This window comes from Aquidulcibacter paucihalophilus (assembly GCF_002105465.1).
GTDB lineage: Bacteria > Pseudomonadota > Alphaproteobacteria > Caulobacterales > Aquidulcibacteraceae > Aquidulcibacter > Aquidulcibacter paucihalophilus.
On record NZ_NCSQ01000140.1, the window covers coordinates 1 to 13,566 of the forward strand.

13 protein-coding genes are annotated in these 13,566 nt (G+C 53.4%); 7 read left to right on the forward strand and 6 right to left on the reverse strand.

Going from position 1 to position 13,566, the window contains the following annotated elements:
• Positions 1-133 precede the first annotated feature (133 nt).
• The 3 genes from B7364_RS08950 (at position 134) to B7364_RS08960 (ending at position 4,524) form a co-directional block, all read left to right on the forward strand.
• Entirely contained in the window at positions 134-2,428 is a 2,295-nt protein-coding gene (locus tag B7364_RS08950) for a TonB-dependent receptor (RefSeq protein WP_232780860.1), read from the forward strand.
• A 15-nt stretch (positions 2,429-2,443) separates the two neighbouring features.
• The gene (locus tag B7364_RS08955) at positions 2,444-3,769 is read left to right on the forward strand and encodes an alginate export family protein (RefSeq protein ID WP_198534144.1); all 1,326 of its coding nucleotides are present in this window, start codon (positions 2,444-2,446) and stop codon (positions 3,767-3,769) included.
• A 68-nt stretch (positions 3,770-3,837) separates the two neighbouring features.
• Positions 3,838-4,524 carry an HAD family hydrolase gene (locus tag B7364_RS08960; RefSeq protein ID WP_085339656.1) on the forward strand — a complete coding sequence of 229 codons (687 nt, stop codon included), beginning with the start codon at positions 3,838-3,840 and terminating at the stop codon, positions 4,522-4,524.
• 1 nt (position 4,525) lies between these two features.
• On the opposite strand, the gene B7364_RS08965 is transcribed toward B7364_RS08960, so the two are convergent.
• The 3 genes from B7364_RS08965 to B7364_RS08975 form a co-directional block, all read right to left on the reverse strand.
• Entirely contained in the window at positions 4,526-4,996 is a 471-nt protein-coding gene (locus B7364_RS08965; RefSeq protein ID WP_085339657.1) for an ASCH domain-containing protein, read from the reverse strand.
• 75 nt (positions 4,997-5,071) lie between these two features.
• Positions 5,072-6,433, reverse strand: coding sequence for a sensor histidine kinase (locus B7364_RS08970; protein ID WP_085339658.1), 1,362 nt, complete (start codon positions 6,431-6,433; stop codon positions 5,072-5,074).
• Positions 6,433-7,110, reverse strand: a complete 678-nt coding sequence (locus B7364_RS08975; protein WP_085339659.1) for a response regulator transcription factor — start codon at positions 7,108-7,110, stop codon at positions 6,433-6,435. The genes B7364_RS08970 and B7364_RS08975 overlap by 1 nt, the downstream gene beginning before the upstream one ends.
• A 118-nt stretch (positions 7,111-7,228) precedes the next feature.
• Between B7364_RS08975 and B7364_RS08980 the strand changes: the two genes are divergently transcribed.
• The 4 genes from B7364_RS08980 to B7364_RS08995 all read left to right on the forward strand — a co-directional run bounded on the left by B7364_RS08980 (position 7,229) and on the right by B7364_RS08995 (position 10,665).
• A complete protein-coding gene (locus tag B7364_RS08980) occupies positions 7,229-8,275 on the forward strand; it encodes a class I SAM-dependent methyltransferase (protein ID WP_085339660.1) in 1,047 nt (348 codons plus the stop codon).
• 201 nt (positions 8,276-8,476) lie between these two features.
• Positions 8,477-8,677, forward strand: a complete 201-nt coding sequence (locus tag B7364_RS08985) for a YdcH family protein (RefSeq protein ID WP_106407599.1) — start codon at positions 8,477-8,479, stop codon at positions 8,675-8,677.
• A 178-nt stretch (positions 8,678-8,855) separates the two neighbouring features.
• On the forward strand, positions 8,856-9,842 hold the full coding sequence (locus B7364_RS08990) for a diacylglycerol kinase family protein (protein ID WP_085339662.1): 987 nt from the start codon (positions 8,856-8,858) through the stop codon (positions 9,840-9,842).
• Between the two features lie 31 nt (positions 9,843-9,873).
• Positions 9,874-10,665: a metallophosphoesterase family protein gene (locus tag B7364_RS08995; RefSeq protein ID WP_085339663.1), complete on the forward strand. Its 792-nt coding sequence runs from the start codon at positions 9,874-9,876 to the stop codon at positions 10,663-10,665.
• On the opposite strand, the gene B7364_RS09000 is transcribed toward B7364_RS08995, so the two are convergent.
• From B7364_RS09000 to B7364_RS09010, 3 genes are read right to left on the reverse strand one after another with little or no spacing between them, the layout of a single operon-like run.
• Positions 10,636-11,385 carry a MaoC/PaaZ C-terminal domain-containing protein gene (locus tag B7364_RS09000; RefSeq protein ID WP_085339664.1) on the reverse strand — a complete coding sequence of 250 codons (750 nt, stop codon included), beginning with the start codon at positions 11,383-11,385 and terminating at the stop codon, positions 10,636-10,638. The two genes, B7364_RS08995 and B7364_RS09000, sit on opposite strands and share 30 nt — an antisense overlap.
• The gene (locus tag B7364_RS09005) at positions 11,382-12,875 is read right to left on the reverse strand and encodes an AMP-binding protein (RefSeq protein WP_198534145.1); all 1,494 of its coding nucleotides are present in this window, start codon (positions 12,873-12,875) and stop codon (positions 11,382-11,384) included. Before B7364_RS09005 ends, B7364_RS09000 begins: the two co-directional genes overlap by 4 nt.
• On the reverse strand, positions 12,872-13,438 hold the full coding sequence (locus B7364_RS09010; protein ID WP_232780861.1) for a TetR/AcrR family transcriptional regulator: 567 nt from the start codon (positions 13,436-13,438) through the stop codon (positions 12,872-12,874). Before B7364_RS09010 ends, B7364_RS09005 begins: the two co-directional genes overlap by 4 nt.
• Between the last annotated feature and the right edge of the window lie 128 nt (positions 13,439-13,566).

Here is a 13,566-nt window from a genome sequence, read left to right on the forward strand (position 1 = left end):
CAATTCATATCAAACGTCCGATCATGTTTAAACTTTTACAGCTGAGACGGCCCCGAATGGCTCCACTTTAGAAGATGGGCTTGCTGTAGCGGGGGCAAATGATGAACTCGCGCCTGAAACTGAAACGGTCATCGTGACGGCCAGACGCCGCAATGAAGCCGCTCAGGACATTCCGATCGCAGTCTCTGTCGTCGGCGGACGTCAATTGGATCAAACGGGCAGCTTCAATGTGGGCCGGCTAACTCAATTGGCACCGACACTCACCTTTTATTCTTCCAATCCGCGCAACAGTGCTGCCAATATTCGAGGCTTAGGTGCGCCCTTTGGTTTGACCAATGACGGAATTGAGCAAGGGGTCGGCATTTATATTGACGACGTTTATTACTCGCGTGCGGCATCGTCGACCTTTGACTTTCTAGACGTGCGCCAGATTGAGGTGCTACGTGGCCCGCAGGGCACGCTCTATGGCAAGAATACCACTGCAGGTGCGATCAATATCACCACCCGTGCGCCAACCTTTGAGTTTGAAGGTCGATCGGAAGTCACCATTGGTAGCCTCGGCTTTAAGCAAGCAAAGGCTGCGCTATCCGGACCCATCACCGACAAACTGGCGGGGCGTTTGGCTCTCTCGTCAACCAGCCGCCGTGGCACCATCTATAATGTGAAGACGACCAATTATATCAATGAGCAGGACAATCTGGGTGTCCGGGCGCAATTGCTGTTCCGGCCTCATGAAAAGCTCGATGTTACCTTTGCGGCCGACTATAACACCCAAGAACCAGAGTGCTGTGGCACCGTATTTGTCCGAACCGGCCTGACACAACGCCCACTGAATCGCCAATATGCCGCTCTGGCCGCTGCACAGAATTATACGGTCGTCAGCAGAAATCCATTCGACCGCTTAACCGATATTGATGCTAGCTTGAATGCGGGCAATATCACTGGCGGCGCTTCTATTCGTTTGGTGTGGGACCGCGGACCCGGCAAGCTGACTGCAGTCACCGCCTGGCGCTTCTGGGATTGGAAGCCTGAAAATGATCGCGACTTTACGGGACTTCCCATTGTCACGAACTCTCAAAACCCATCGCAACAGGATCAATACACCCAAGAGCTGCGCTACAATCAAAGTGGTGAGAAACTGGACTTCGTCGTAGGCGTCTTCGCCTACTATCAAAAGATCGACACACAAGGGCTTGAGCGGCACGGCCCCGCCTCAAGCCGTTGGAATATCGCGCCCTCTAATGCTTTATCGCTCGATCCAACTGTACTGGATGGTCTGACCGCGATCAATGTTCAAGGCCTCACCAACACAAGTGTCGCTTTGTTTGGGCAGGCAAGCTGGAAGCTATCAGACAAGCTGACAATCCAACCCGGAATTCGGGTCAATTATGATGAAAAGGAAGGTCTGTTTGACCGCACGGTATTTGATGGGACCGGCCAGCCAGTTTTGCTTGGTCAAACCGGTGCGCGTCGTGCGGCACAACTGGCCATCTTTGCTCCACAATTCTACAAACCTAAGTTTGATGATTGGAACTTTTCCTATGATCTAACGGCAAGCTACAGGCTGCAACCAGACATCTTGGCCTATGCGTCCTATGCCAAGACTTTCAAGTCAGGCGGGATCAACCAAAATGGTGTTCCATCTGACACGGCTGGGCAACCTTTGTTGGGCGCGCAAACAATCCGCCCTGAGTCAGTCAATCATTATGAGGCCGGGCTAAAGTCGAAACTGTGGGAGAACAAAGTCACCTTCAATGTCTCACTTTTCCGAACCGATATTGAGGATTATCAGGCAGTAGTCACCAATGGCCAATTTGGTGTCTTGCGCGGCTATTTGGCAAACGCCGAAGAAGTGCGAACACAAGGGGCAGAGATCGACTTTGCCGTTCAACCGACAGATCGTCTCTCGCTCTACACCAACGTGGCTTATACCGATGCAACCTATCGAAAATTCAGAGATGCGCCATGCCCACCAGAACTTTCCGGCGGCGCTGCCCTCGGCGCTGGCCAAACCCCCGGAGCTCCCGGTGTACCCGGTTCCATAAGCCCCAATAACTGCGACATCTCAGGCCAAGCTTTGCCCGGTGTCTCCAAATGGGCGGCTTCATATGGGGGAGAATATGCCGTGCCAGCCAACCTCTTTAAAAAGGATGGAGATGTCTATGTTGGCATAGATGGTAATTTTCGGTCGAAATTTTCCTCGAATCCCTCGCCTTCAGCCTATACGTGGATCGATGGCTATGCTCTAACCAATTTGCGGATTGGCTTTAGGACGCCGCAGGGCCTTGACCTGTTTGTTTGGGCCCGCAATCTGTTTGATGAAGAATATTTCGAGCTTCTAAATGTCCCGGGCGGCAATACAGGTCTTGTAACCGGCATCCCGGGCGACCCACGTATCTGGGGTGCGACATTTAAGGCAGAGTTCTAGACTATGCGGGGGCTTATGCTCCTAGCCCTTGTGACATCGGCAGTTGCCAATCTCGCACAAGCACGAGAACAGACATGGATGCTATCTGGGTCCCTGCGCGCACGCTTTGAAACTGTCGATGGCCACGCGCGAGTTGGGGTCAATTCAAATGACGCCATTTGGTCTAGCCGCCTCCGCTTAGAAGCAAACGGTCCGCTTGCAGCTGGGTGGTTCGGGCAGGCCGAGCTTTATGACAGCCGCGCTTGGGGTGGGGATAGTGGGTCACCTTTGAGTGCCAACGATGTGAATACGCTTGAATTGGTCCAAGCCAATGTGAAGAGGCGGTGGTCAGAGCCCTTTGGCAAATCGAGTTTTGCCAATTTACAACTGGGCCGTATGACGCTCAATCTTGGTTCACGCAGACTGATTGCCGCTGATGATTATCGCAACACGACCAATGGCTATACCGGAGCGCGGCTAGATTTGCATTGGGGCTCTGGTGTCGACCTTATCGCACTTGCGGTTGTCCCCCAAGTCCGGTTGCCGGAGTCGAAGGCCGATGTTCTGGATAATCGCGGTGAAGCCGACTTAGAGACCTCTGCGCAGCGTCTGTATGGCACGATCCTGACTGTGCCCAATGGACAACAAGGCTTGGCAAGCCAGTGGACTTTGATGCGATTTGAGGAAGATGATCGGCCGAGCCGCCCGACGCGCGATCGCGATCTGACGACCTTCGGCATTCGCCTGTTTAAAGAACCCAAGCCGGGTCAGTTTGACCAAGATTTTGAAATCTATTCTCAAAATGGACAAAATCGCGCGTCGCTTTTGCCGAACGCGCCTTCGCGCCAGGTAAAAGCCACTTATGTTCGCGCGGAGTGGGGTTATCAATGGAAGAGCGCTTGGAAGCCACGTCTATCCGTTGAATATGATTGGGCGAGCGGAGATCAGGCAGGTGCGACCGACACGCGCTTTGATACACTCTATGGAATGCGGCGCGCTGAGATTTCTCCGGCAGGTATTCTGGCAGCAATTGGGCGCTCCAATCTATCGTCACCAGGAGTGAGGCTTGAACTGGAGCCTTCGCGAAATGTGGATGCCTTCATCGCTTGGCGAGGGCTTTGGCTTGCGGAAAAAACTGACAGTTTTGCTTCGACCGGTGTTATAGATCGATCCGGTCGATCGGGCGATTACGCGGGACAACAATTAGATTCTCGGCTACGCATGTGGCTGCAACCCAGGAAACTTCGGCTAGAAGTCAATGCTTTGCTCCTAGTAAAGGGCAGGTTCTTAACGTCCGCGCCTAATGCGCCAACCTCGCAAAACATACGCTATCTCGGTTTGGATTTGATCCGCAGCTTCTAGCTATCTTTCTTTCATGTAGCGAATAGGGCAAAGACCCCGCGATTTCAGTGACACGATGAGGTGAGCCCATGCTTGACCAATCAAGCGCCCCCAAAATCATGCCTAAGCTTGTCATTTTTGATTGTGACGGTGTGCTGGTGGATTCAGAATCGATTGCCAATGAAGTCTGGGCGGAATGGATAACAAGCCTTGGATGGCCAATGGATGCGATTGAAGCGCGTGCCCGCTTCTTGGGGCTATCCGATACAGCCGCCTATAGATTGATCGAACACAGAATTGGGCGCACAATCACTTCGGATGAAATTTCTCAAAACCATGCCCGTCTGAAGGCGCGATTTGCCTCTGAGCTTCAGGCTGTTCCGGGCGTTGAAGAGGTCGTTAGAGCCCTTGCGGCGCGCGGCATTCCGATGGCGGTTGCCTCAAGTGGCGAGCGGGAGAAGATTTTGACCAATCTCGCCCAAGTAGGGTTACTCCACTTTTTTGATGATCAAATAAGCTCGGCTACCGAAGTCACTTCAGCTAAACCTGCACCCGATGTTTATCTACTTGCCGCGCGCAAGGCAGGCTTTGTACCTCGTAGGTGTCTAGCGATTGAGGACAGTCCAAACGGCGTGAAGGCGGCCGTCGGCGCGGGCATGCACGTCATCGGCTTTGCGCGGGAGACGCCGGCATCGGACTTGGCTACCGCCGGTGCGCATGTGGTGTTTGAAACCATGGCAGAGGTTCGCCTCCATTTAGATGAAAGCCTCTACTAGGCTAAGCCGCCGACAGTTTTGCCAGTAGCTCTGCTGCCTCAGCTTCATCAAGGGCAACCATTTCGGGGCTCTTGGCGGCAAGGTCTAAATCCAAAACCTCCAACAATCGAAACTTCTCCAACCATAAGATCATGTCGGGGGCAAAGCTGCCTTCTTTCTCGAAGAAGGCCTGATGAACGGCTTGCCAATAGACTAGGCTACGGTCGCCCTCCCCCTCTTCATATGCAAAATCAGCATCAATCTCATCGAAGCGACATTGGCCGACTGATAGGGTCTCAATGATGGCTACTGGTCGGCCTTTAGCTGTCACAACCCAGTGCATGCCGGGAGCTGTAGGATTATCATCAAGACCATTCCAAACAGTCGCACGCTTTCGCCCAGCAATGATCAAGCCTGCAAGACGTTCTTCCATATGGCTGGAACCGAAGCAGGTTGTGGGCAGGTTCATCCACCAATCAAGCTCTTGAGTCATGCGCCGATAGTGCCTCCCTAGTTCTGCCTTCCAATTAACAGATACAATTCAAGCTGCATTCATCCCAGTCGGCTTCTAACCTAAATTTGTTTGAGGCAATTCGAGGGCAACTCGTAATCCACCCAACAATCCGTCAGACAAGTCGAGACTGCCCCCATAAGCTAGAACAATTTCTTGGGCGATACTCAGCCCCAAACCAGTGCCACTTAGAGCGGCATCAAGCTTCTGACCACGTGACAGAGCCAATCGCCTTTGGTGTGGTTCTATTCCCGGTCCGTCATCCTCGATCAAGATACGTAATGATGCATGATCGGAAACTGTTGCGATCAAGATGCGCGATTTGGCCCACTTACGCGCATTGTCGAGCAAAGACCCAACCAACTCCGTCAAGTCACTTTGATCTAGTCTAACTTTATGCTCCGGTGCAACTTGAATATCCCAGGTCAGGTTTTCCCGCCCACTTGTGCGCCCGAGGGCTGAAGCGATCTGATGAATGACTGGAGCAAGGGAAATCTCAACGAGCCGGCCAAGATTAGGGCCATGAATATTGGCCAATGCTAAATCACGAGTTGCACGATGCTCCAAACCGGTCACGACGTCTCGGATCGTAGCCGCAGCACCAGCTTGGCCCGCAGCATCGATCTCGTCTGCCCGTGCCAATAGCACAGCCATCGGTGTTCGCAGACTATGGGCCAGGTCAGCTGCTCGCTGGCGAGCTTCTCTTACTTGGCGTTCACCCGCATCAAGAAGCGCGTCAAAATCGCGTGCAAACGTGGCTAGCTCTTTTGGAACGATGTCTGACAGACGTTCTTTTCGACCCGCCCGCACCAGCGCCAAAGCTCTCGACGCCTGCCTTAGAGGTCCCATCAGCATACCGCCCTGAATGAAAGTGACGATGAGCAAGCTTAAACCTAGAAGAAAAAAGACAGGCGACGTATCAAGCATCATGGCATCGACTTGACCTTTCAGAAGGCTGCGATCAATTGCGACAGCAAAGCGCCAACTATGCTTTCCCTCAACCCCCTCCGGAATCCTTCGTTCAAGTAAGAGAAGGTCTACGCCTTCGGGTCCCTTCACAACATGGCGATGGACCGTGTTGAGCGGCAGCACGTCATCGGGGAGTGCTAGCGTAAAAGTTACCAAAGACCCAGACCGTACAATCGTCTTTGTCTTGTCATCGACAATCTGCCAATAGACGCCTGAAAGGGGTTCCTCAAATCTTGGATCTGGTAAAACCTTGGGAACTAAAATCACTGCGCCGTCTTCAAGCTTTAGACCCCGGGTCATAAAGCGAAGATCAGCTTCCAGCTCGGCAACTGTAGCTTGCTCAACATGATTTTGGAAAGCCGCACGAAAGCCTAGTGCGACGATCAACGGCAGAATGATGGCGCTCGCAATGCCGATTGCCCATAGACCAAACCTTAGGGAGTTAACCATCACCCAGTTTCCAAATCACTTTGAAGCGTCCACACATAGCCATAGCCGCGACGGGTCATAATACGTTTGGGTCCAATCTTTCGTCTAAGGCGCATCACTGCAGCCTCAATGGCGTTTTCCCGCCGCAATTCTTGATCGCCATAGACGTCCTCACAAAGACGTGCCTGTGAAATTGTTTCGCCCGGGGCTCGGATCAAGGAAGTAAGAATTCGAAACTCCAGCGGAGTTAATTCGATAGGGCCCGACCGATCCGAAACACTGCGAGCACGTAGGTCGATTGTTAAATCGCCATCGCGTACCAAATTGTCTGCCTTCCCTACCCCACGACGCAAGACGGCATGAATGCGAGCAATCACTTCATCAACAACAAATGGCTTCACGATATAATCGTCGGCTCCGGCATTTAGGGCATCAACACGCTCGGTCCAACTGCCGCGAGCCGAAGCGATCAATACAGGCAGCGTCACGCCGTCTGCTCGCCAGCGCTTTAGGACGGATAGGCCGTCAAGCTTTGGTAAGTTCATATCCAAAATGGCCAGAATAAAGGGCTCAGTATCTCCCTGCGCCCAGCCAGCCTCACCGTCGGAGACGAGTGTTGGTATAAACCCGGCGTGATCGAGCGCGCGAGAAAGCATTGAACCAATCTCTGGCTCGTCTTCGATGATTAAAACGCGCATTCGGCCTCCGAATACTTGGCCTAGCCGAAGCTAGCTGACAATTCCCTGACAAAGTCGATCAGATATTTGAGGATACGAGCCCGGTATCGAGTGTTTCCTACTTAGTGCGGAGACAGTCATGAAACTAGGAGATAAAGTTACGGCAGACCCTTGCATGGTCTGCGGCAAAACCGAGCGAACCGTTGTTGGCACTATGGGGCGAGGATACAAACCCCTTACGACAGTCATGTGCGACGGGTGCGGACTCGTAAGTCACAACCCTATCCCGACAGCTGCGGAACTGGATGCCTTTTATGCGTCAGACTACCGGAAGAATTACAAGGGGATATTGAAGCCCAAGCCCAAACATTCCTTACGTGCGCAGCGGAGCGCTGCCTTAAGAGCTGTGCGGCTCAAGAATTTGATCCAACCAGGAAGCCGGGTCTTGGATGTTGGCGCATCTTCAGGTGAATTCGTTTATATGATGGGTAAACTTGGGTACAGCGCCACAGGCATTGAACCTAATGACGGCTATCGGCAATTCGGAACAGCGACTTATGGAATCGAAGTTACCAACCAAAGACTGGAACCCGAGGCTTTTGGTGCAGGCATCTTTGACCTGATCACGTTAAATCATGTATTCGAACATCTTGCCGACCCACTAGAAGCTTTGGCTTGTTTTAGGCGCTGGCTGGTACCGGGTGGCCTATTATTCATCGAGGTGCCCAATATCGAAGGCGTTCAGAAACAACGTGGCAACTTATTCCATTTCGCACACGTCTGGAACTTTACGCCGGCCACGTTAACAGCCACCCTGTCTCGAGCCGGATTTGAACCGATTAACAGCCAGCAGTGCAATGGTACGTCTCTGGTGTTTCGGGAAAGATCTCGTCTTGCTTCCGCGGCAGCCGAAATTGACCCCCGTCACGCAAACCAGTTGCGTCACCAACTCTTGGCAGAGCAATCCCCTATGTCCTATCTTAAATCAGGCGCACCCTTGCGGCGAAGATGGCAGCGGCTATTAAGAAACTTGGATGAGATTACGACGACTTGGAAGTTCAGCAACCTGCAAGCCATGGCAAATGCCACCTTGAGCGCCGCTCTCCAAGTCCAGCGCGGTCCACAAGGCCACGCCAAGCGCCAAATCCCGCACACGTCTCATCAACAAACTCTCACAAGCCGGTGAAGTCACAACTTTGTCGGTTGCACCTTGCGGTGTAAGCCACCATTTCTTTCCTGTGTGGACCGGGCCCCTCTGGCAACCTCATTGCGGGTTGCGATGTCGGCCACACCGGAGTCCTCAGTTAGGCGCGGTGTCAGGGTCCAAATTCCTTTACCCTTCCGCGTCCTTTGGGCTTTGCCGTGCATAAGCATAGAGGAGCATGAAATGAAATTAGGACGTATCGAAGCCCTTAAGAGCCACCATTCCCGGCTCGAGAGTGAGTTGGCGGCCTTAGCTAAACGGCCCTTCCCAGAGCCAGAATTGATCACCCGCCTCAAACGGCAAAAGCTGTTGGTTAAGGATCAACTGGTCGCGGCAGGTGTAGCCGCACCGCGCCCAGAACGGGCAATCGCTCACAGCCATTAGGGTCGATCGTAATCGGTAGGCAATCCGCCCCAAGCTGCCTACCGCGGGTGAACCTAGGCAAGAACAGCCCCAACTGTTCACCCTGCCGGCCCTTGCGTGCAGACCGTCCCCCCTCTGTCGCGCAAGGGTCGCCTTCTCCTCTTCTTCAACTCGTCCATTTGCCCCATAGAGCCCTTTGATGACCGATCTCCTCGAAACGAGGCCGAATAGTGCAAGATTGGACGAGGTAATTTCTCAAGAGCCAACGGCCGGCCATATATTTGACTTTGCCCCAAAAAAGGCCGTCCCGGCCCTTGCCATTCTTGTCAATGTATCTGCCGGAGCATACCGCTTCTTTGGTCTTATGCGACTGAGACGGGCGTTGAAGACAGCGGGTTTGGAAGACCAAGTCCCCTTGATCCAATGCTTTGGGCATGAACTTCAAGACAAGGCCTTGGGCTTGGCATGTAGCGGCGTCCTAGCCATTGGGGTATTTGGAGGAGATGGATCGGCGCGCACAGTCGCGCTTGCTCTACGGGGCCTCGACGTGCCAACTTTACCCCTGCCCGGCGGCACCTTGAACCGCTTATGTTTTCGTGTCCATGGCCATGCCAATTTGACCAAAATCCTTCGCGATTTTGCACGAGCAAAGCCGGTCTGGTTAACGGGCGGCCTAGCCAATGAGCATGCGTTTTTAGTGGCATCTGGTTTTGGTCCCTGGATGGCCTTCCAAGACATGAGAGAGACAATCCGGGCCCACGGTTTTTTGAAGGGTCTTAGTGCGCTTCGGTTATTGAGGCGGGACTTGTTTGCCGGGAAACTGACAATTCAAGGGTCTGGGCAACGCAGAGATGTTGTGATTGCTGCTCCCACCTTTGTCGATGCTGCATTCGGCCTAGGAGAACATTCCGACGAATTTAACCTGCCAAGCTTGGAAGTTGCGGAGGCTCGCCTGCAAGGGATCGGCTCCACCTTATGGCTCGCAGCCCATGTGTTGGCGTGCCGGTGGCGACAACTAGGCTATGCGCAAGCCCATATTGTGACTGAAAAGATGATTGAGATTGATGGGGAAGAAATCGTCGGTCTTGTTGATGGCGAAAGGCGTAGTTTTGGCCACTCTGTTCACCTTCGAGTCGTCCAACGTGCTGCACTCGTCCTCTCTACAAGAACAACGTTTGAGTGTTAAGGGGTAAGCGCTTTGGGACGTGAAACGCTCGATGACTACCCTCGTCCATATCAGTGATATTCATTTTGGCGATGCAAGCCCCGATAAACTCAGGGCGGCAAGTGTCGCCCTCTCCAGAATTGGGCCGGCCTGTGTCATCGTTACGGGGGATGTGACACAAGCAGGCAAGCGTGGCGAATTTGCGCTAGCTGCAGCCTGGTTCAAAACGATCAAGGCCCCAATTGTCGGTTGCCCGGGCAATCATGATACGCCGATGTTTAACCTTGCGCTGCGTCTTTTGGACCCTTTCAGCCGATTTGATCGACTGGGCCTTCTATCTAGTTGGCAATCTGCAGATGCCTCTGTGCATATTGAAGCTGCCAATAGTGCGAGAGGCTTGCAATGGCGAATGGATTGGTCACAAGGCGATTACGCTCAGCCCAATGTGATCGAGGCTTTAGGCCGATTGCGAACATCGCGCGCACGCCATAAAATTTTGGCCTTGCACCATCCCCCTAAAACCCCAACGGGTGGCGGTGTAACGAGTGAGCCTAAAGGTGTTGATGTCTTCGCCCGACATCTCACCGAGACCAAGCCCGACGTGCTTCTATGTGGGCATCTTCACGCAGCATTTGACATTACTGGGCCTTTAATGTGTGGCCTACGCGTGATGACCGTCCCTTCTTTAGCTTCCTCTCGCGAACGCGGATTTGGATCAGGATTTGGCGTGCTGCGTCTGAGATCAAACGATTCGAAAATTACACGCACAATATGGCGTTATCGAGAAGGCTCATTCAACGAAGTCACCGAACCGTCAAAAGGCACCCTTGACGTCGCGGGCTGAAACCAACGCGCGGCCTTGCGCCAAGACATCCCCGCGCAGATTTCGAACTTGAGTCTGCAAATCAACCAAAGCCTTCTCAGGACGCAGACGCGTGATCGCCACTTCAACGCGAAGCTTTTCACCGGGCTCCACGCTGCCAAGCCAGCACGTCTCCTGTTTGAGATAATTGGTCCCCTGCCCCGGTAGCTCCATCCCAAGCAAAGTTGAAATTTGACCCAGCATAAAGGCTTGCCCAGCCAATCGATCAGCAATGTCGGCTTTTAAGGGGCTTTCCGCTGCGCGAGCCTGTAAGTCTTGCAACGCATCCATCGCATCTCTTGCAAGGGGTGTTTCACTGAAACGTACCATGCCGACCTTTAGCGGCAGCTTAGGCTCATGTTTTATGAATGAAGTTTCCTCGGACGAAATCTGCGCATCAATCCTAAGCCGACAGACAACCTCACCATCTTGCCGCCGACTAAGCTGCCATGCTTCACCATCAAAGCCGACTTCTAGAGCTTCACCCGCAAAGGCAGGGGCTGGAAACATGGCAGAGGTCGATCTTGGTGCGTCTTTAATCCCAGCAGCCCGAACTAGCCATGCCGTTAACATCGCACCATGCGCGACAGTCCTTCCAAATCCACTGGCCGCCGCAAAGGCTGGATCGACATGAATAGGGTTTGCATCGCCTGAAAGCTTTGCAAATAGGTTTAGGTCGGCTTGAGTAGGTGTCAAAATCATGGACGGGGGATCAAATGCTTTTGAATTTTGCCTGCAGGGGTGCGTGGAAACTCGTCAACGAAAGTCACATGTTTTGGTACCTTGAAAGCTGCCAGCTGGGCCCGACACCAGGCTTGAATGTCTGAAATTTCAGGCGCATCATAAGTGGGACGCAAAAGAATGAAGGCATGACCCACTTCGCCCCAGCGCGCATCTGCAACACCGAGAACCGCAGCTTCGAGAATCGCAGGATGACGTGCGAGCACATTTTCGACTTCGGCCGGATAAACATTCTCCGCGCCTGAAATATACATCTCCTTTAGGCGACCCACGATATAGAAGCAGCCGTCTTCATCCTGACGAGCAAGGTCACCGGTCTTGAGCCAACCGTCTGGCGTTAGGGCAGCAGCAGTCGCCTCGGCATTGCCCCAGTAGCCTGGCGTGATCCCCGGGCCACTCAACCACAATTCTCCTGTCTCCCCGATCGCGACATCTTTCCCCTCTGCGCCAACAAGGCGCGCTTCACATAGAATCTGGGGCTTGCCAACTGAACCGATCTTTTGCGTCGCGGTTTCTGGGTCTGCGAGAAACACCGTAGGGCCAGTCTCGGTCATGCCCATGCCATTGGCGACCTTGGCACCGCGGCGGGCAAATTCGTGCACTAACGCATCGGCGAGAGGCGCGCCACCACACCCCCAATGGCGCACCCTATCGAGTTCCACCTTTGCAAATTCAGGATGGAGGCTCAAAGCCTGATAAATGGCAGGCACCCCAAAGAAGGTGGAGATGCGGCCTTCCGCCAAGAGGTTCATGACTGGGTCTGCCTCAAAACCCGGCAAGATTAAGACATGCCCACCCGCAAACAAGGTCGGCAGCGTATGCAGATTGATGCCAGCGGTATGGAACAAAGGCAAAAAGTTCAAAGTGACATCGCTGCTCTGCAGATCAATGGCTTGACCAAGATTGACGGTATTCACATGCGCCATCCCATAGGTCTGGATCACCGCCTTTGGTTGACCAGTGGTGCCAGAGGTATAGAGCAAGTACCAGATGTCATCGAAGGCCCAGTGGCGGCGCGCTTGAGACGGGTTGGCATTTTGGAGTAATTCTTCATAGTCTTGGTCGAAGTCGATCAGCTTCGCGCCTGAGTTAGCTGCCAAAGCACCCGCGACCTCCGCATCTTCGGTTCCACAAAACATCATCACAGGTGAGGCTGCAGCCACCAACGGGGAAAGCTCTGGCAAAGGCGCGCGCCAGTTGAGCGGGGTGACGATCGCGCCCGTATTGGCTGCTGCAAATAGAACTTCAAAAAAGGCGATGCGATTTCGGCAGAGTATAGCGACACGGGCACCCTCGACAGCGCCATAAGCCTTTAACACTGTGGCCAGTCGCAGAACCCGCTCCTGCAAGGCGCTATAGGTTTGGTTTTGGCCACCAACTAATTCCGTCATGGCAGGCCGGTTTGGGGTTAGAACTGCCCGCCGCGCCAACAGATTGGTCATATATTTCATGGCTTTGGGCCCAAAGAGAGACCGCGTTCTATCATGTCCAACGCTGCGTCGACCACGGGTTCTAGGTCGGCAGTCTCGTCCCAAATCGCGTAACGCATCCCCAAGAACACAGACAGGCCGATCAGAGACCATGCACGAATATCCGCATCCCCTGGCCTAATTTCTCCTCGGTCAACAGCTGCCTGCAGGTTACGCCGATACCCTTCCGCAAATGAATCATAATAGGCGCGGTAACTATCTTCGGCGACAAATTGGGATTCCATCACAATTTTATAAAGATTGCGATGGGAGCGGGCGAACTCGAAAAAAGCTCGCATACCAATCCGCTCAGCGCTCAACCGATCTGGAGCCTGTTCCACTTGACGCGCAATGTGGGCCCGCGTCTCGTGGCCCATATGTGTGACGAGAGCGCGGAAAACCGCCTCTTTCGATTCGAAATAAACGTAGAAAGTCCCAAGGCCAACACCCGCGCGGCGCGTAATCTCGACAATTGAACCATCGTGATAGCCGCGTTCACCAAATTCAGCTTCCGCCGCCTCCAGTAGTTTTGCCTTTGTCGCCAAACCCTTCCGGGTTTTTGGCGTTTTTGGGCCGGCCTGAGAGTTTTTCGACTTCAAAATTGAATGTTGATTCATATTTCAACTTATGCCACTGTTCCCCGTCAGCACCTATGGCACAAAATTGGGGTTGT

What these genes read in the sequence shown, in the direction of transcription:
- B7364_RS08955 (WP_198534144.1), top strand. Translation starts at nt 2,444, where the DNA reads ATGCTCCTAGCCCTTGTGACATCGGCAGTTGCCAATCTCGCACAAGCA.
- B7364_RS08960 (WP_085339656.1), top strand. Translation starts at nt 3,838, where the DNA reads ATGCTTGACCAATCAAGCGCCCCCAAAATCATGCCTAAGCTTGTCATT.
- B7364_RS08965 (WP_085339657.1), bottom strand. Translation starts at nt 4,996, where the DNA reads ATGACTCAAGAGCTTGATTGGTGGATGAACCTGCCCACAACCTGCTTC.
- B7364_RS08970 (WP_085339658.1), bottom strand. Translation starts at nt 6,433, where the DNA reads ATGGTTAACTCCCTAAGGTTTGGTCTATGGGCAATCGGCATTGCGAGC.
- B7364_RS08975 (WP_085339659.1), bottom strand. Translation starts at nt 7,110, where the DNA reads ATGCGCGTTTTAATCATCGAAGACGAGCCAGAGATTGGTTCAATGCTT.
- B7364_RS08980 (WP_085339660.1), top strand. Translation starts at nt 7,229, where the DNA reads ATGAAACTAGGAGATAAAGTTACGGCAGACCCTTGCATGGTCTGCGGC.
- B7364_RS08985 (WP_106407599.1), top strand. Translation starts at nt 8,477, where the DNA reads ATGAAATTAGGACGTATCGAAGCCCTTAAGAGCCACCATTCCCGGCTC.
- B7364_RS08990 (WP_085339662.1), top strand. Translation starts at nt 8,856, where the DNA reads ATGACCGATCTCCTCGAAACGAGGCCGAATAGTGCAAGATTGGACGAG.
- B7364_RS08995 (WP_085339663.1), top strand. Translation starts at nt 9,874, where the DNA reads ATGACTACCCTCGTCCATATCAGTGATATTCATTTTGGCGATGCAAGC.
- B7364_RS09000 (WP_085339664.1), bottom strand. Translation starts at nt 11,385, where the DNA reads ATGATTTTGACACCTACTCAAGCCGACCTAAACCTATTTGCAAAGCTT.
- B7364_RS09005 (WP_198534145.1), bottom strand. Translation starts at nt 12,875, where the DNA reads ATGAAATATATGACCAATCTGTTGGCGCGGCGGGCAGTTCTAACCCCA.